This window comes from Cytobacillus massiliigabonensis (genome assembly GCF_900199725.1).
Lineage (GTDB): Bacteria > Bacillota > Bacilli > Bacillales > Cytobacillaceae > Cytobacillus > Cytobacillus massiliigabonensis.
Genome location: NZ_LT904904.1, coordinates 1,831,928 through 1,848,561 on the forward strand (window position 1 = coordinate 1,831,928; position 16,634 = coordinate 1,848,561).

16 protein-coding genes and 1 other RNA gene are annotated in these 16,634 nt (G+C 37.1%); 14 read left to right on the forward strand and 3 right to left on the reverse strand.

All coding sequences use genetic code 11. From position 1 onward, the window contains the following. Positions 1-129: 129 nt before the first annotated feature. Together C1726_RS20175 and C1726_RS20180 are read left to right on the forward strand one after the other, a co-directional pair. Positions 130-402 (forward strand): hypothetical protein, encoded by a 273-nt coding sequence (locus C1726_RS20175; RefSeq protein WP_102274790.1) that lies wholly within the window; start codon positions 130-132, stop codon positions 400-402. Positions 403-468: 66 nt separating this feature from the next. After that, positions 469-843 (forward strand): YppE family protein, encoded by a 375-nt coding sequence (locus C1726_RS20180; protein WP_102274791.1) that lies wholly within the window; start codon positions 469-471, stop codon positions 841-843. A gap of 38 nt (positions 844-881) precedes the next feature. Here C1726_RS20180 and C1726_RS20185 read toward each other — a convergent pair whose 3' ends face one another. Continuing rightward, the gene (locus tag C1726_RS20185; RefSeq protein WP_053476764.1) at positions 882-1,064 is read right to left on the reverse strand and encodes a YppF family protein; all 183 of its coding nucleotides are present in this window, start codon (positions 1,062-1,064) and stop codon (positions 882-884) included. A 214-nt stretch (positions 1,065-1,278) separates the two neighbouring features. Between C1726_RS20185 and C1726_RS20190 the strand changes: the two genes are divergently transcribed. The 3 genes from C1726_RS20190 to C1726_RS20200 all read left to right on the forward strand — a co-directional run bounded on the left by C1726_RS20190 (position 1,279) and on the right by C1726_RS20200 (position 5,266). Then, positions 1,279-1,860 (forward strand): YppG family protein, encoded by a 582-nt coding sequence (locus C1726_RS20190; protein ID WP_235822810.1) that lies wholly within the window; start codon positions 1,279-1,281, stop codon positions 1,858-1,860. 156 nt (positions 1,861-2,016) lie between these two features. Then, entirely contained in the window at positions 2,017-2,880 is an 864-nt protein-coding gene (locus C1726_RS20195) for an ABC transporter permease subunit (RefSeq protein ID WP_102274792.1), read from the forward strand. Next, positions 2,873-5,266: an ABC transporter permease subunit gene (locus C1726_RS20200; protein WP_102274793.1), complete on the forward strand. Its 2,394-nt coding sequence runs from the start codon at positions 2,873-2,875 to the stop codon at positions 5,264-5,266. Before C1726_RS20195 ends, C1726_RS20200 begins: the two co-directional genes overlap by 8 nt. Before the next feature lie 36 nt (positions 5,267-5,302). On the opposite strand, the gene C1726_RS20205 is transcribed toward C1726_RS20200, so the two are convergent. Both C1726_RS20205 and C1726_RS20210 read right to left on the reverse strand, forming a co-directional pair. Then, the gene (locus tag C1726_RS20205; protein WP_102274794.1) at positions 5,303-5,773 is read right to left on the reverse strand and encodes an Hsp20/alpha crystallin family protein; all 471 of its coding nucleotides are present in this window, start codon (positions 5,771-5,773) and stop codon (positions 5,303-5,305) included. A gap of 132 nt (positions 5,774-5,905) precedes the next feature. Beyond that, complete coding sequence (locus C1726_RS20210; RefSeq protein WP_102274795.1) at positions 5,906-6,598, reverse strand: Crp/Fnr family transcriptional regulator; 693 nt, start codon at positions 6,596-6,598, stop codon at positions 5,906-5,908. 209 nt (positions 6,599-6,807) lie between these two features. Between C1726_RS20210 and C1726_RS20215 the strand changes: the two genes are divergently transcribed. The 9 genes from C1726_RS20215 to C1726_RS26305 all read left to right on the forward strand — a co-directional run bounded on the left by C1726_RS20215 (position 6,808) and on the right by C1726_RS26305 (position 16,077). Further along, entirely contained in the window at positions 6,808-9,093 is a 2,286-nt protein-coding gene (locus C1726_RS20215; RefSeq protein ID WP_102274796.1) for a DEAD/DEAH box helicase, read from the forward strand. After that, positions 9,083-10,345 (forward strand): ribonuclease H-like domain-containing protein, encoded by a 1,263-nt coding sequence (locus tag C1726_RS20220; protein WP_102274797.1) that lies wholly within the window; start codon positions 9,083-9,085, stop codon positions 10,343-10,345. The genes C1726_RS20215 and C1726_RS20220 overlap by 11 nt, the downstream gene beginning before the upstream one ends. Before the next feature lie 335 nt (positions 10,346-10,680). Beyond that, the gene (locus C1726_RS20225; protein ID WP_102274798.1) at positions 10,681-11,019 is read left to right on the forward strand and encodes a CotD family spore coat protein; all 339 of its coding nucleotides are present in this window, start codon (positions 10,681-10,683) and stop codon (positions 11,017-11,019) included. Positions 11,020-11,213: 194 nt separating this feature from the next. After that, positions 11,214-11,780 carry a DUF1273 domain-containing protein gene (locus C1726_RS20230; protein ID WP_102274799.1) on the forward strand — a complete coding sequence of 189 codons (567 nt, stop codon included), beginning with the start codon at positions 11,214-11,216 and terminating at the stop codon, positions 11,778-11,780. A gap of 236 nt (positions 11,781-12,016) precedes the next feature. Continuing rightward, positions 12,017-12,319 carry a cell division regulator GpsB gene (gene gpsB, locus C1726_RS20235; RefSeq protein ID WP_102274800.1) on the forward strand — a complete coding sequence of 101 codons (303 nt, stop codon included), beginning with the start codon at positions 12,017-12,019 and terminating at the stop codon, positions 12,317-12,319. Between the two features lie 81 nt (positions 12,320-12,400). Beyond that, an RNA gene (rnpB, locus tag C1726_RS20240) (RNase P RNA component class B) lies at positions 12,401-12,802 on the forward strand. A gap of 175 nt (positions 12,803-12,977) precedes the next feature. Then, entirely contained in the window at positions 12,978-14,690 is a 1,713-nt protein-coding gene (locus C1726_RS20245) for a putative bifunctional diguanylate cyclase/phosphodiesterase (protein WP_102274801.1), read from the forward strand. Between the two features lie 10 nt (positions 14,691-14,700). Next, on the forward strand, positions 14,701-15,834 hold the full coding sequence (locus C1726_RS20250; RefSeq protein WP_102274802.1) for a THUMP domain-containing class I SAM-dependent RNA methyltransferase: 1,134 nt from the start codon (positions 14,701-14,703) through the stop codon (positions 15,832-15,834). Between the two features lie 69 nt (positions 15,835-15,903). Next, positions 15,904-16,077, forward strand: a complete 174-nt coding sequence (locus tag C1726_RS26305; protein ID WP_180968253.1) for a hypothetical protein — start codon at positions 15,904-15,906, stop codon at positions 16,075-16,077. The last annotated feature ends 557 nt before the right edge of the window (positions 16,078-16,634 follow it).

The following is a 16,634-nucleotide window of genomic DNA, read 5'->3' on the forward strand; positions in this document are numbered from 1 at the left end:
TTGCCGAATCACTTCTAGTTTTGTCAATGGTGAAGGATTGATAAAAGACAAGACGAATAGAGTGGTATAAGACAACATACATTTGGGTTAGATTGTTTGAACTTTTGCATTAATAAGGAGGCCAAACTGATGGATAAAAAAATCATTGCAAAAGAAGAACTGTTAAGCATGCTTGCGGAGATTTCTGACCAATTGGAAGAATTGGAAGGGATTTTAGAAACGAGTCTTTGTAAAGCTCGGCAACATGCCCGAGACGAATATACAGCAAAAATAATCGAATGTGGAGAAAAAATTACTGCACTTGAAAATGAGGCAGCGAACACCCTAAAAGAAAATGAAGGATTTTGTACTGCCAGTCAATTACATCGCCCAAATAGCATAAAGCTTGAATTAGGATACTAATTAAATTAGAATAAAATTAGCTGCAGCTTGAAAAATTAAGCTGCGTTTATTTTTGGAGCTGAAAAAATGAAAGATTATTATGAGCTTTTACAATTAACAAAAAAATTACTTTCTTACGCGGATACCCTTTTAATGAAATATCTTGAAGTGAGGGAAACAGGCAAAAGCGGAGACTTTTTCGGAGAAGTAAAGCCTTTTGCTGATGAAGTAAAGGAAGTAAATGATGCATGGAAAAAGGAAGCATACGAATGGATTAAAGATGTGAGACCAAAAAATATATATAATCAGCAAATTGATTCTGCCTATGAACATATTGAAACCATTTCAGTACAGGCATTTTTCCCAAACACGAGCCGTTCGAGATTTAATGATGTAATAGCTTCTGCAAAATTCATCCTAACTACCATCATTCATGGAATAGAAGGGGAGTCCTTGAAATAAGGACTCCCTTTTAATCTTGCGGACATATGGGAACTAAATTAGAAGCTTTCAGGAACTTCTGCACCTTGTGCTTCAAGCTCACGAACAAGCTGCCGATAAACATTAATACAAATATCATTTTGAATATACGCCTTCTTTGTAAAATCTAGCAATTCATTTACATTTTCAGGACTGTAATTTCGCATTTGAAGAAACTTCATGTTTAGTTCGTGAACATTCATTATAATTCCCTCCTCAAAATTGTATAAAAATGCTTTTTTCTTTTTTTATATACTATCACATAAATAAAGCTGTCCATTATTTTTAAAAAATTTAGACTTCCGACAGTATATTTCATAATCTGACAAAGTGTTTAAGGTTCATTTATATTCACATGATAGGCGTTCTGAACATAAATTACAGTAATGCATAATACTTTAAGGAGGAAGTCTGCCCATGTTTGGACGAAGAGGACATCCGGCATATGTCGCACAATATACAGCTCAGCAGCCCTACTCAAACAGGAATCGTTATGGACCGAGCATGTATAATTATTATTCTGATCGTCAGCAGCCGTCTGGTTTTCACCCGAATCTCTCAGAACCTTGGGGAAATTCTTTTTCCCCGCAGCATGTCCCGTTTAATCAGATGCCGCACAATGGATATAATCCTTACCCACATACAACAGCTAATCCATACCTGGGTCCTTACCACAATTATGGCTTGCAGCCGTATGGACAGCAAAAACAGCATAATCATGTACAAAGTATTTTTCAAAATCCGTTAGAGCCTGAACCAGACCCTAAATTTACTAATTCGAATCAGCATTATTCTGTAAATCCATATATGAACCCTTATCCTAAACAATCTTTTATTGCGAAACAGCCATCAGGAGTTAAATCGATTATGAACTCTTTTAAAGGTCAGGATGGTACGCTGGACATTAATAAAATGGTTGATACAGCAGGCACCATGATGAATGCTGTGAGCCAGGTTTCGTCGATGGTGAAAGGATTAGGGGGAATTATAAAAGTTTAGTAAGATAAGCAGATAGTATATTATTTTAATAAAATGTAGAAGAATGGCTGAAAGGCCATTTTTCTATTTGTGGAATAATATGAATTCACATAATTTTATTGACAATTACTAACGTAAAATGAAAAAATAGATTTTGATAAGAAAGGAGGAGTGGATGTGTTAAGAATCATACAGCAAATTATTATTATCTTCCTCTTAATACTTTCATTAGCTGCACTGCCTATGATTATAGAAGTGAACACGGCTGAGAACAAGCTAGAATGGAACTTTGAACAGCTGCCTAAAATATATGGCTCATTTATAAGTGAGGTAAGCAAAGGAAGTCTCGGATCATACCAATTGGGCACACAGGTTAGGGAAATTGAACAAGATATTGGAGACAACTTTTTTACTAGTTTAAAAGTCATGCTTATTGGAGTAAATGCTAGCATAATCATCAGTTTGCTATTTGGTATTTTCCTTAGCCGTTTTCGGCTAACAAAAATATTCAACTTTTTTATAAATATCTTAGCTGCTATACCTGATTTTATTATCATTATTATGTCAATGATTCTTGCTGTGAAAATTTATAGATGGACAGGTATAAGAGTGATCTCGTTGAGGCCAGATGCAGGTGCATTAAATACTTGGTTTCCCACACTGCTTGTTGCCATCGCACCAACGCTCTATTTATTTAAATTAATTGCTGTTAAGTATTTTCAAACGAGCGGCGAAGACTATATTAGAACAGCTGTCGCAAAAGGGATGAGTATAAATTATATTAACTTCCAGCATGTGTATAAAAATATTGAGCCTTTCATTACAGCTGAATTAGTGAAGGTCATTTCTTTAGCGATTGGCAATCTTTTTATTATTGAATACATACTAAATGTTTCAGGCATTACAAAGTTTATTTTTCAAAGCAATGAGATTCAGCCGATTGCCATTGGTCTATTTGCCATGCTGCTAATATCCGCTATTGTCTATATATCGGTAAGACTAGTATTCTATCTATTTAAACGAGGATTTATTTATGAATAAACTATTTAAACTCAACTTCTCATTATATATAGGAATAATATGTGTTTCAATCTTACTTTTCCTATGTCTTTTTGGACCGATGATGTCGTCGCATTCATTGACAGAAACATTAGAAACTCAATATACGGATGGAAAAGTCATATCACCTCCAATGGAGCCGTTTGAAACAGAGGACTATCCATTAGGAACTGATAAATGGGGTTATGACTTACTGTCAATGATTTTACATGGCATTCGTTATACAGTGATTATTGCATTAGCTATTACATTAATAAAAATGCTCTTTGGTACGGTACTAGGCTTATATATAGGGCAATGGAAAAGGACCCCTAGCTGGATGATTGCCTTTGAAAATGCATGGAGCTATGTGCCATTATTTTTGATTCTTTATTTTTTTATGAGACCGATCAATTTCAATAGTCAGCTAGAAACGAGTACACTGTTAGGCTATTTTATTGTTATTGCTTCCATAATAAGTATACCGAGTATTGTTTCCTCAGTTAGGCTTAAAACAGCTGAATTAAATAAATCTGTTTATATAGAGGCAGCAAGAGCATTAGGTGCAAGCAGGAACAGACTAATTTGGAAGCATATTTTTCCCCAATTGAAAGAAACCATTTTAGTTATGTTTATTCTTGAAATTGTCTATGTCATTACTATTATGGGGCAGCTTGCATTAGTTAATATTTTTGTCGGAGGAACGCTCATGCGTTTTGACCCGCTTATTTACCTTTCTGTGACGAAGGAATTGTCAGGCTTAGTTGGGCAGGCAAGATTAAATATATATGGAAATACCCATATCCTCATTGTTCCATTAATCGTGTTGTTATTTACTACCATTTCATTCAGTTTGCTGGCAAATGGCTTGAAGAATCGTTTTCAATCGAATTATGCACGGACTCCTTGGATAAGGATTGGACAAGTGCCACGTATGAAGCCTGTGAGAAGGCAGTTTGGCGAACAACGTAAATTTTGGTCTCCAAGCGGTGAAAAATTAGCATTTTTTGCCTTGTGTTTAATCTTTATTGGAGCAGGCACATATGTTTATTTAACGAAAGATTCTGATGTGGGTGTGAAGAATTTTAGTAAAGCTGCATACGACATGCAGCTTGAAATGGATGAGAATGGAGTATTTGATACAACAGCAACCATTCAAGTGAAGAACAAATCGGAAGATGATTGGGATGAGCTTGTCTTTTATTTTATTCCGAATGTCTTTAAAGAGGGACATGCTTTTGAATTAGTTAAAGGCAATGGCAAAGTGAATGTGAAGGAAATTGAAGTAAATGGAGAAAAGGCAGATTACAGCTTGGAAAAGGATACATTAAAGATAGATCTCCCTACAGATATGAAAGATAAAAGTAAACATACGGTAAAGGTTGAATATGAATTTACCCCTCCAGAGCAGGGAGTTCGCTTTTCAAAAGAAAAAGATAATTATTATTTAGCACAATGGTATCCCATGCTTGCTGCTTATCAGAATGGAAAGTGGAACAAAGAGGATTATTCAGATGGGGTAGAGACCTATCATGTGGACTTTGCTAATTATGAAATAGATTATAAGCTTCCAGAAGGCTATTCATTTATTTCCTCGGCAGAAAAGGATCCTAAACCTGGTGTGAATGAGGGAAATGTGAAAATTAAAAGAGTTAGGGACTTTTTCATTGCAGTTACGAAGGACATGGAAATTCATGAAACGGCTGCAAATGATGGAGTGACAATCCGCCTGCTTACAAAAAATGACCATAATATGAACATTGACGATTCATTAAAGCTTGCTAAAGATGCTTTAACATTTTATCAAGAAAAAATTGGCAAGTATCCTCATAAACAATTGGATATCATTCTTGATAATGGGCCTTTCATGGAATACCCTGGAGTTGTAACGATCAATCCGTATATTGAAGATATGTATTTTTACCGCAACGCGATTGTCCATGAGATTGCCCATCAATATTTCTATGGCGTGGTTTCGAATGATCAATACAATGAGGGATGGATTGATGAAGGGATAACTGAATTTGCAACATCAATGTATTTCTATGCAGGTGAAAATGAGTCGGAGGGACAAGCGTTTGCCCTGCCTAAACACCGGCTGGAGATGATTAAAGAAGCTGGTCTAGGCAGACAATACTCCAACGTTCCAGTGCATGAATTGAAAAACACTGGCTATATGTATGGCCAGCCTGCAGTCGAAATGTTAAAAATGATGAAGGCTAAGTATCGATTACAAGGGGATGACGTAAAGGAAGTGAGCATGCAATTCCTTTCTGATTACTATCATCACTTTATGTATAAGGAAGTAGATACTTCAGAATTTATCCGTTTTACAAAGGATTATTTCCAAGTTCCATCTGGATATTTTAATGCATGGCTAAATAAGTAAACAAAAAAACAAGCAGTTCAAAATGCTGCTTGTTTTTTATTCGATTTTATCAATCATTATTTTTTTCCCTTTTTGTTTAGGCACACGTATTTTTAATAATCCATTTTGATAGGAAGCCTTTACTTTATTTTCATCTATTGGCTGTGGCAGCGGAATACTTCTAATCGATTTTTTCATTGAGGTCTGTTTTTTAATTATTTCTTGTTTATCATTTTCTTCTGTGATGGATTCTAAGTGAAGGACAGTAATCGTGACATAATTATCAATCACATCAAGTTGAATTTGCTCTTTTTTTACACCTGGAAGCTCTGCGGAGATAATGTGCTCATCATCCGTTTCACTCACACTTACCTGAAATGAAGATGCAGAAGAAGTGAACGGATTTTTGAAAAACTCATCCATCGTTTGTAAAAATCCCCTTACAGGCTTTTCGTGGAAAAATTGATTCATTGATTTCATTAAATCCCCAAAAGGCTCATTTTTTTCTTTTTTGTTCCGCTCATTCATATTTCCAGCTCCTTTCATAGAAAAGCGTAGGCCTAATTTGTAGTATTAACGCCATGATATCTTATGAAAAATGGTGGGTAATTGTTCCAGTTGGCGGAAAAAAAGAAAGAACCGTAGGAATCACGGTTCTAGTTAAATTATTTCTTCTAAAAGCTTTTCGGAATCGATAATGATATTGCCATTGGCGTCTGTTTCAATCAATTTCTCTTTTTTCAGCTTGGTTAATGTTCTGCTGACAGTTTCTCTCGTCGTGCCAATCATATTGGCAAGGTCTTTGTTCGTAAATTCAGCTTTTAAAAGGAATAGACCGTTTTCAAGCACCTCTCCATGCAGCTTTGCTAAACGCACGAGCAATTTGATAATTTGTTCATACGTATTATTTAATACTTGTGCTTCTAATCGTTCTTGTAAATCAACTATTTTTTCCCCCAGAACATTAAATACTTTTATGCATAATTCAGGGTTTTCGATTAATACATTCTCAAATTGATCAATTGGAACAACGACTAGTTTGGCATTTTCAAGTACTTCCGAAAATGCAGGATACCCGCCTTTACGGAAGAATCCCACATGAGGGAACATATCCCCGCTTTTAGCAATTGTAACAATTTGCTCTTTTCCGTTTATATCACTTTTATATATTTTGATGCGGCCGCTTTGAATGAAGTAAACATTTTCAAGCGGGTCATCCTGCATAAAGACATGGCTTCCTTTCTTCCATTCTCTTGAGATTGAAATCTCGACAATTTTATCCATCTCTTTATCACTAAGCCCGCGGAAAAGGGTAAATTGAGAAAGCATTTTTTTAATTTCGATTGTTTCCATATTTTCACCTCTACTGGTAAAAGCCATTATTACCAATATTGTAACAAAAAAAACCTTTGAAAAAAGCGAATTCATGACAAAAGTTTGAACGTTATATGAAAGGAAGGGGATATAGGATAAATTTGGCAATGGAAATGAGAAAAAAATGCAAGGTTTCTCTTTTTTAACGAACGCTTATTCGCTAGAATGATAGATATGAGGTGAATGAAATGAAAGTGCGAAAAGACCTTAACGAAATAATGAAACACATAAAAACAGACCAATCGTTTAAAGAGAATATTGTTTATTGGCAAACAATAGAGGAAAAGGAAGCAAAGACTGCCGAGCTGCCTTTAGACATACACCCAGCCCTTAAGGAAGCATTACAGAAGAGGGGGATTACAAGATTATATACCCATCAGAAATCTGCTTATGAAAAAGCCATTCAAGGAAAAAGTATCGTTGCAGTTACTCCAACTGCTTCAGGTAAAACGTTGTGCTATAACCTGCCTGTTTTACAAACGATCATAAATGACGCAAATTCTCGGGCGTTATATATATTTCCAACAAAAGCTTTAGCGCAGGATCAAAAAAGTGAAATTAATGAAATCATCGAAGAATCAGGCTTGCCGATTAACAGCTATACATATGATGGGGATACCCCTTCGAATATTCGCCAAAAGGTGCGAAAAGCGGGACATGTTGTGATAACAAATCCGGACATGCTTCATTCTGCTATTTTGCCTCATCATACGAAATGGGTCTCCCTATTTGAAAACTTGAAATACGTTGTAATTGATGAGCTTCATATATACAGAGGTGTGTTTGGTAGCCATGTGGCAAATGTAATTAGGAGACTGCAAAGAATCTGCCATTTTTATGGAAGTGATCCTGCTTTTATTTGTACGTCAGCCACTATTGCAAACCCGCTGGAATTAGCAGAAAGTCTTACTGAGAAACGTGTTTCACTTATTGATAATAATGGAGCCCCGAGCGGGAGGAAGCATTTTGTCTTTTACAATCCTCCAATCGTTAATCACCCCTTGAACATCAGAAGAAGTGCTACATTAGAGGTAAGAAAGCTTGCAAGTGAGTTATTGAAAAATAAGGTCCAGACGATCGTTTTTGCTAGAAGCCGCGTGAGAGTGGAAATATTGGTCACTTATTTACAAGAGCTCATCAAACATAAATTAGGAACAAAAGCGATTCGGGGTTATCGAGGAGGCTATTTGCCAACGGAAAGGCGGGAGATTGAAAAAGGTCTCCGTTCAGGAGAGATATTTGGGGTTGTGAGTACAAATGCTCTTGAATTAGGTGTTGACATTGGCCAGCTGCAGGTTTGTATTATGACAGGCTATCCTGGAACGATTGCAAGCGCATGGCAGCAAGCTGGCCGAGCAGGGAGAAGGCATAGTGAATCGCTTGTAATAATGGTCGCATCAAGCAGTCCTCTTGACCAATTTATCATCCAAAACCCTGATTATTTTTTTAAACGCAGTCCAGAAACGGCAAGAATTAATCCGGATAACTTGATTATATTAATCGATCATGTAAAATGTGCGGCTTATGAGCTTCCATTCAAGACTGGTGATCGGTTCGGCTCTTTTGAAACAGAAGAAGTGCTGGAATACTTGGCAGAGGAAAGGGTTCTTTATCAAAATGGCGATAAATACTATTGGATGAATGATTCCTTTCCAGCACACAATATAAGTCTTCGTTCAGCCTCTCAAGAAAATGTAGTCATTATTGATCAAACCGATGTGGCGAATGTAAAAGTGATTGGTGAAATGGATCGTTTTTCAGCATTGACTTTATTGCATGAGGAGGCAATTTACCTCCATCAAGGCACTCAATTTCAGGTAGAGCTGCTTGACTGGGAGGAAAAGAAAGCATTTGTTAGGGAAGTAGATGCAGATTATTTCACGGATGCCAATCTTGCTGTTCAGTTAAAAGTCCTAGAACAGGATAAGCAGCAATTCATGCCATCAGGTGAAATCGGCTATGGGGATGTAAGTATCACTGCAATGGCTACCATCTTTAAAAAAATTAAATTTGAAACCCATGAAAATATCGGTTCAGGTCCGATTTCGCTGCCAGAAGAGGAACTGCACACAAGTGCGGCTTGGATTTCTTTGAATAATGATATCGGACAATTTAACCAAGAGAGATTGGAGCAAGGGCTAATTGGGACATCACATGCACTTAAATCGATTGCTCCTTTATTTGTTATGTGTGATCCACAGGATATTCATGTTGTTCCACAAGTGAAAGCATCTCATAATGAAAAACCGACGATTTTCTTTTATGATCGTTACCCTGGAGGAGTTGGATTGAGTGAAAAAATATTTGATGGATTCCAGCATGTTTTGAAAGAGGCTTGTGATCTCGTTAAAAGGTGCCAATGTGCCTATGGATGTCCTTCATGCATTGGTATAGATTCCACTTCTCAGACTGCAAAGACTGATGTTTTAAAAGTATTTGAAACCTTCATGAATGGTGAGATTCATGTCAATTAAAAAGAAACTCAATAGACTTAAATCCCATATGTCACACGAAGTGAGCAAAGAGAAAGTCCTCACAGCTAGTCATCCCGTAGGTGAAATTCCTTTCTGGGACGTTTGGGAAAACGAAGGCGTGACTCCTTATTTTTTTGATGGAAGCTATTGCCTAATTCGCGAACGAAGGTTTCCGATTGATCAACAACATGGAATATATTCATTTTTACAATTTTCAACAGCGGTGAATGCCTGGAATGAAAGCGGGATGAAACATCCTCTCTCAGCTTCAGGTATTAAACCTGAAAGCTTTGTTTTCTTTGATACAGAAACAACAGGCTTAGGCGGAGGGGTAGGGAATTCAATCTTTATTCTTGGACATGCCAGATTGTCAGGAGATGAAATACATTTGAAACAGCATATTCTACCCTCCCCCGGTGCAGAGATCCCTTTATATCAAAGCTTTCTTGAAAGTGCAGATTATACAACAATGGCTACGTATAATGGTAAGTCCTTTGATTGGCCGCAAGTGAAAACTCAGCATACATTGATACGAGAACATGTCCCTAAACTCCCATCGTTTGGACACTTTGATTTGTATCATGCATCAAGAAGAATGTGGAAGCATAAATTAGAACGAATGAAGCTGTCCATTGTCGAGAAAGAAGTGCTGGGAATTGAACGAAAGGATGATCTTCCAGGTTTTTTAGCACCAATGATTTATTTTGACTTTGTGGAAAGAAAAGATCCGCAAGGGATGCTAGGGATTTTAAAGCATAATGAAACAGATATATTATCGCTTATCAGTCTATACACGCATCTTTCATTTCAAATTCTTGGACTTGATCAAAAACGATCAGCAAAAGAAATGTATGAGATAGGAAGATGGTTTTCGCACCTAGGAGAAGCAGAAGCAGCGGAAAAATCATTTTCTCGTTTGGCTTATAGCACGAATAGTGAAACAACTGCAGCTAAGCATGCACTAGCTTTTGAATACAAGAAGCAGAAAAAATGGATGGATGCAATTTACCTTTGGGAAGACATTGTGGGAAAAGGAAAAGAAGAGTTAATCATGCTTGAAGCTTGTATTGAATTAGCGAAGATTTACGAACATCGAGAAAAAAACCTGCAAAAGGCGTTATATTTTACTAATAATGCCGAAGCATTTCTTCAAAAATTACAGAGTGAAAACTACATTAAAATAACAATTAGTCAACAAGAAATCACGAAAAGATTAGCGAGGCTCAACAAGAGATTATATGGATCATTTTGAGTGGCTCCGGGATTTGGGCAATATATTTTATAAACCCACTATTTCCTAGTTGTTTGTCCATAACGAAAGCTGTAAAATGTATTATTGTGTGGTGTAATTAGCCAGGAATAATTTAGTGTGAGGCTGACAAGCATGTATAAGACAATATTGTTCATATTTTTTATCGTTATTATCTTTACAGCAGTACTTTTTAGTAACTTTAGAGATAGTTTTTATAGCATGTTTTAAAATCTTCTTTAAATTGGGTTTAAATTAGACTTTTTCATTAGTACAAGAGTAACCCTTTTAACATAGGCTGTTAATGTAAGTAATCTATGAAGAAAGGGGATCTTTAAATGCATTGCGGACCAAGACCAACAAATGTGTTGCCAGCAATTGTCCATCCAACAAAATGCTGTGTAAACAATACGTTTCAAAATAATGTGGTTCCACATATTCATCCAACTCATACAACAAATGTAAACCACATTAACTTCCAGCATCAACATTATTTCCCTCAAACGCAATCAACTGTGAATCAAGTAACAAATCAGCAGTTTGTTGCGGCTCCAGGTCCAGCACCTGGTGGCTTTGGAGGCCCAGCAGCAGGTGGCTTTGGTGGACCAGTACCTGGCGGCTTTGGAGGCCCAGCAGGCGGCTTTGGTGTACCAAGACCAGGCTTTTTTGGTAGATAGGTAGAATAGCAAGTGCTAGACAATGATAAGCAATATTAAGGTTTTGTTTGGAAACAAGGACAAGTGGGTCCTTGTTTCCTTGCACAGTATAATTAAGAAATGCTAATTTTCGTAATTAAAATAATAATTGACTCTCATTCCCTTTTAAGGCAGAATTTCAATTATTAGAGCATACATAGAGGGGCATATGAAAATTGGCAAAGATTGCGATTATTTCTGGTTATAAGCCTTATGAAATTGGAATCTTTAAGCATGATGATCCTGCAGTTGCATTTATCAAGAAAGCAATTAGAAATCAGCTTATTTCTTTATTGGAGGAAGGGCTGCAGTGGGTGATTATCAGCGGTCAGCTTGGAACGGAATTATGGGCTGCTGAGGTTGTTTTTGAGCTGCAATTAGATGACTATCCTGAACTGCAGCTTGGTGTGATTACACCTTTTTTAAATCAGGAAGAAACTTGGAAAGAACAGAATAAGGAATGGTATGAGTCAATTCTTGCTCAAGCTGACTTTATTGACTCTGTTTCCAGGAAGCCCTATGAAAACCCTTGGCAATTTCGCTTGAAAAATCAATTTTTTGTAGAAAAAAGTGATGTTCTTCTGCTGTTTTATGATACAGAAAAAGAAGGAAGTCCAAAGTACTTATATGAGACTGCCAAAAGACAGCAGGAAAGAAACGATTATGATATTCGCTTAATCAATTTTTATGATTTACAAGTCATTGTTGAAGAGGAACAAATGAAAGAGCAGGACAATTATTAAGAAAAGCGGAAGCGCCTTGATCATCGCCGTACAAACTGGAAGGACCGCGACTGAGATAAAGGAAACACGAAGAGCGATAGCGATTCGATGTTGACTTATCGTAGGGAGGGGCCTGAAGTTTGATAGGCGATAGGCGCTGGAGCTGGACATCTATTAAAAATAGTAAGAAAAATTGACAAATATGCATATCTTTGAAAAAATATAAGTACTGATTGGTGTATATTGAGGTGAGTGTCATGCATTCGGATAAAATTAATTTAACGGCAAAAGATATTTTAGAGAAAGAATTTAAGTCAGGCATGCGAGGCTACAAACCAGAGGATGTTGACAAATTTTTAGATTTAGTTATTAAGGATTATGAAGTGTTCTATCAGGAAATTGAAGATTTGCAGCAGGAAAACTTGAGATTAAAGAAACAATTAGATGATGCTTCTAGGCGACCAACAACATCGCAAACAGCAGGTACGACGAACTTTGATATTTTAAAGCGGCTTTCAAATTTAGAAAAGCATGTTTTTGGCAGCAAATTGTACGATTGATCGAGTTTCCTATATTTACAAGTCAAAAACCATTGCTATCTGATCGAAAGTTGCATATAATATCTTTTGTACTCATTAATGACGTTCGGGTAATCGCTGCAATGAGCTTTATGCTGCATTGTAGAGGAAAGTCCATGCTCGCACGGTGCTGAGATGCCCGTAGTGATCGTGCCTAGCCAATTCATAAGCTAGGGCAGTTTGGCATAAGCTGGACTGACGGCAGGGAAAATGCCTAAGTCCTTTGGATATGGCATGACTACCTTGAAAGTGCCACAGTGACGGAGCCTTTTCAGAAATGAAAAGGGTGGAACGAGGTAAACCCCACGAGCGAGAAACCCAAATAATGGTAGGGGCACTTTCTCTGAGGAACTGAACAAGGAGAAGGACAGGTGACGATAGTTAACCTGTAGATAGATGATTACCACCTTAGTACGAGGCTTTCAGCCGTTTGGAGTACAAAGGAACAAAACATGGCTTACAGAACGTTATTAGTGAATAATTTATGAAACATGAATGAAGCTCTCCTTTTTTAAGGGGAGCTTTCTTGTATTTAAGCATAAATACATATATGATAAAAGTATGTGAATAACTTATCAAACGTACTAATAGAAGAAACCTAAAAGGCTCATAAAGTTAGGCGAATAAGGATGAATAGATTATGTTGGAGTTTACTAAACAACGAGATTCACTAAATATCATTAAGATAGCAATGAAAGTATTTGAAAATACGAGTGAGGGAGTAATGATTACTGATGCCCGCGGCAGAATTATTTCAGTTAACCCAGCATTCGAAATTGTCACAGGCTATAATGCCGAAGAAGTAATGGGCAATAATCCAAATATTCTTCAATCTGGTGTGCATGATGAAAATTTCTATCAATCCATGTGGAAGCAAATATATGATACAGGTGTATGGAAGGGTGAGATTTGGAATAAGCGTAAAAACGATGAGCTCTATCCTGAATGGTTAACCATCAGCGTCATTAAAGACGATAGTGGGGATGTAACAAACTATGTTGGGATATTTAGTGATATATCAGATCAAAAATGTGCAGAAAAACAACTTAGGTTTTTAGCACATTATGATTCGTTGACAGGAGTTGCGAATCGCTACAGTTTGAATAAGCGATTAGAAGGATTATTGCAAACGGCCGAAAAATATCAACAGCAGCTGGCCATTCTGTTTCTTGACCTTGATCGATTTAAGCAAGTGAATGACACGTTAGGGCATAACTATGGGGACATACTTTTAAAACAAGTATCCTCCAGGCTGAAAGGTCTAATAAAAAATAAAGATATGATTGCCCGTCTCGGTGGAGATGAGTTTGTCATCGTTTTACCAAATCTGAAGCACCCGAAAGAAGCTATTCATATCGCCGAACTTATCATTGAGTCTCTATCCAAATCATTTTTGCTGGAAAGTCATGAAGTGTACGTCACGGCAAGTATCGGTATTAGCCTGTATCCGCTTGATGGAATCGACACGGATACCTTGCTAAAGAATGCAGATAAAGCGATGTATGATGCAAAATCTTGCGGGAAAAACCAGTATGAGCTATACCATCAGGAAATGCATCAGCATGAATCAAGGCAAATGATTTTAGAGACATACTTACGGAAGGCATTGGAACGAAATGAATTATACCTTGTTTATCACCCAATTGTAAATACAGATTCATTGGAGATAGTAAGCGTGGAAGCACTTGTTAGATGGAAACAAAAAAAACTAGGCGACATTCCTCCATCAGAATTTATCCCTCTTGCGGAAGAAATAGGATTAATTGTTCCATTAAGTGAGTGGATTATTCAGAAGGCTTGCGAAGACCTAAATAGCTTCCATTTAAACGGCGCAAAAATTAGAATGAATATTAATGTTTCAGCACTCCATTTTAATCAGGGCGGATTTGTTAAGTCTTTAAATGAGATTTTTCAAAGGACAAATGTTAGTACACGACATATTGTACTAGAGCTAACTGAAAGCATGATTATGCCAAATGCAGTAGAAACCGTAGATAAGCTTGTTAAATTAAAGCAGCTTGGTATAAAATTATCAATAGATGATTTTGGAACTGGTTACTCCTCATTAAGTTATTTAAGTCGCTTTCCTCTTGATACACTAAAAATTGACCAAAGTTTTATTAAAGGGATTGCTTTGTATAAAGAGAATCGTTCGATTGTTCAAGCAATCATTATGATGGCTAATCGTCTGAATTTAAAAGTGGTTGCTGAAGGCGTAGAAAATAAGAAGCAATATGAACTGTTGAAGAAGGAAAAGTGTGACTTTATCCAAGGTTATTACATTACAAAACCACTCCCAAAGCATAAGCTGTTAGCATTATTGCAAAATTGGGATGGGAACAATTTTATATAAGGGTGAAATTATGTTTGATTTAATAGCAACATCAGCTATGGGGCTTGAAGCCTTAGTAGCAAAGGAAGTTCGTGATCTTGGATATGAATGCTCAGTTGAAAACGGCAGGATCTCATACAAGGGTGATGCATCAGCAATTGCACGCTCAAACTTATGGCTGCGGACAGCTGACCGAATTCGAATAAAAATTGGTGAATTTAAGGCAACAACATTTGATGAGCTTTTTGAAAAAACAAAAGCACTTCCTTGGGAAAACTTCTTGCCTGAAGATGCAGAATTTCCTGTTACAGGAAAATCAGTTAAATCCAAGTTGTTTAGTGTATCTGACTGTCAGGCAATTGTTAAAAAAGCGATTGTAGAAAGAATGAGAAAACATTATAAGAAATCAGGATGGTTTGATGAAAACGGTCCACTTTTTAAAATCGAAGTTGCCTTGCATAAGGATGTTGCTTTATTAACAATTGATGCCAGCGGTAGCGGGCTCCATAAACGGGGATACCGTGCGGGGCAAGGGGAAGCACCATTAAAAGAAACACTTGCTGCAGCCCTAGTTATGCTGACAAATTGGACACCTGACAAGCCGTTTGTTGATCCATTTTGCGGCTCTGGCACAATACCTATTGAAGCAGCTTTAATTGGTCAAAATATTGCTCCTGGCTTCAATCGTGAATTTGTTTCCGAAGGGTGGCATTGGGTTCCTGAAAAGGTTTGGGAAGAAGCGAGAATGGAAACAGAAGATCTTGCCAGCTATGACCAGCCATTAGATATTACAGGGACAGATATTGATCACCGAATGGTAAAAATCGCTGAAGAAAATGCATTTGAAGCGGGACTTGGTGACTTAATTCAATTCAAGCAAATGCAGGTGAGAGATTTCACTACAACAAAGGAATACGGCGTGATTGTAGGGAATCCGCCATATGGAGAACGTTTAGGAGACAAGGATGCGGTCCAAAAAATGTATGCAGAAATGGGTGCTGCCTTGGCACCATTAGATACATGGTCTATTTATATTCTTACTTCTAATGAACAATTTGAACAATACTATGGAAAACCTGCAACTAAGAAGAGAAAGCTATTTAATGGCTTTATTCGCACAGATTATTATCAGTATTGGGGAAAGCGTCCGCCAAGAATAAAATAATGAGCATATTTTCTCCTGATCATGAATACGATATATTTATATCAAAAATGGTCAGGAGGGCTCTTTAATATGTATGATTCAAAAATTGATTTCAATAAAATCTCTCAATCTTTAACTGATACGATCGAAGCACTAAAGGCAGATAAGAATGTATTATCATCTACGGCTCTCGAACAGCTTCAACATGCTCAAAATGAGCTCCATCAAGCAATGTCCTACTCACTCTCATCCTTACATAAATAGAAAATAAAAATATGCGGTATTAAGTAAGCGTCCCCGTAAGGACGGATCAACGGGGGCGCATAGTTTTTAAAAAGTATTCTGTATGAAGGATGAATACTAAAATCGAGTAAGAGCAATGAAGAGAAGCCCTTCATAAGATGGAAAAATGCTATTATTGAGCCAGATAACTGAGGATAGGACCCTTTTTTAGATGAATGAAGGTCAAATATGAACCAGAGAACTGAAAAAAAGTACTTCAATAGATGAATGAAGACCGAACCTAAGCCAGAGAACCGAAAAAAGGTGCTTCATAAGATGGATGAAGACCGAACCTAAGCCAGAGAACCAAAAAAGGTGCTTCATGAGATGGATGAAGACCGAACCTAAGCCAGAGAACTGAAAAAAGGTGCTTCATAAGATGGTTGAAGACCGAACCTAAGCCAGAGAACCGAAAAAAGGTGCTTTAAAAGATGAATGAAGACCGAACCTAAGACAGAGAACCGAAAAAAGGTGCTTCATAAGATGAATGAAGGCCAAACCTAAGCCAGAGAACCGAAAAAAGGTGCTTCAAAAGATGA

What these genes read in the sequence shown, in the direction of transcription:
- C1726_RS20175 (WP_102274790.1), top strand. Translation starts at nt 130, where the DNA reads ATGGATAAAAAAATCATTGCAAAAGAAGAACTGTTAAGCATGCTTGCG.
- C1726_RS20180 (WP_102274791.1), top strand. Translation starts at nt 469, where the DNA reads ATGAAAGATTATTATGAGCTTTTACAATTAACAAAAAAATTACTTTCT.
- C1726_RS20185 (WP_053476764.1), bottom strand. Translation starts at nt 1,064, where the DNA reads ATGAATGTTCACGAACTAAACATGAAGTTTCTTCAAATGCGAAATTAC.
- C1726_RS20190 (WP_235822810.1), top strand. Translation starts at nt 1,279, where the DNA reads ATGTTTGGACGAAGAGGACATCCGGCATATGTCGCACAATATACAGCT.
- C1726_RS20200 (WP_102274793.1), top strand. Translation starts at nt 2,873, where the DNA reads ATGAATAAACTATTTAAACTCAACTTCTCATTATATATAGGAATAATA.
- C1726_RS20205 (WP_102274794.1), bottom strand. Translation starts at nt 5,773, where the DNA reads ATGAATGAGCGGAACAAAAAAGAAAAAAATGAGCCTTTTGGGGATTTA.
- C1726_RS20210 (WP_102274795.1), bottom strand. Translation starts at nt 6,598, where the DNA reads ATGGAAACAATCGAAATTAAAAAAATGCTTTCTCAATTTACCCTTTTC.
- C1726_RS20215 (WP_102274796.1), top strand. Translation starts at nt 6,808, where the DNA reads ATGAAAGTGCGAAAAGACCTTAACGAAATAATGAAACACATAAAAACA.
- C1726_RS20220 (WP_102274797.1), top strand. Translation starts at nt 9,083, where the DNA reads ATGTCAATTAAAAAGAAACTCAATAGACTTAAATCCCATATGTCACAC.
- C1726_RS20225 (WP_102274798.1), top strand. Translation starts at nt 10,681, where the DNA reads ATGCATTGCGGACCAAGACCAACAAATGTGTTGCCAGCAATTGTCCAT.
- gpsB (WP_102274800.1), top strand. Translation starts at nt 12,017, where the DNA reads ATGCATTCGGATAAAATTAATTTAACGGCAAAAGATATTTTAGAGAAA.
- C1726_RS20245 (WP_102274801.1), top strand. Translation starts at nt 12,978, where the DNA reads ATGTTGGAGTTTACTAAACAACGAGATTCACTAAATATCATTAAGATA.
- C1726_RS20250 (WP_102274802.1), top strand. Translation starts at nt 14,701, where the DNA reads ATGTTTGATTTAATAGCAACATCAGCTATGGGGCTTGAAGCCTTAGTA.
- C1726_RS26305 (WP_180968253.1), top strand. Translation starts at nt 15,904, where the DNA reads ATGTATGATTCAAAAATTGATTTCAATAAAATCTCTCAATCTTTAACT.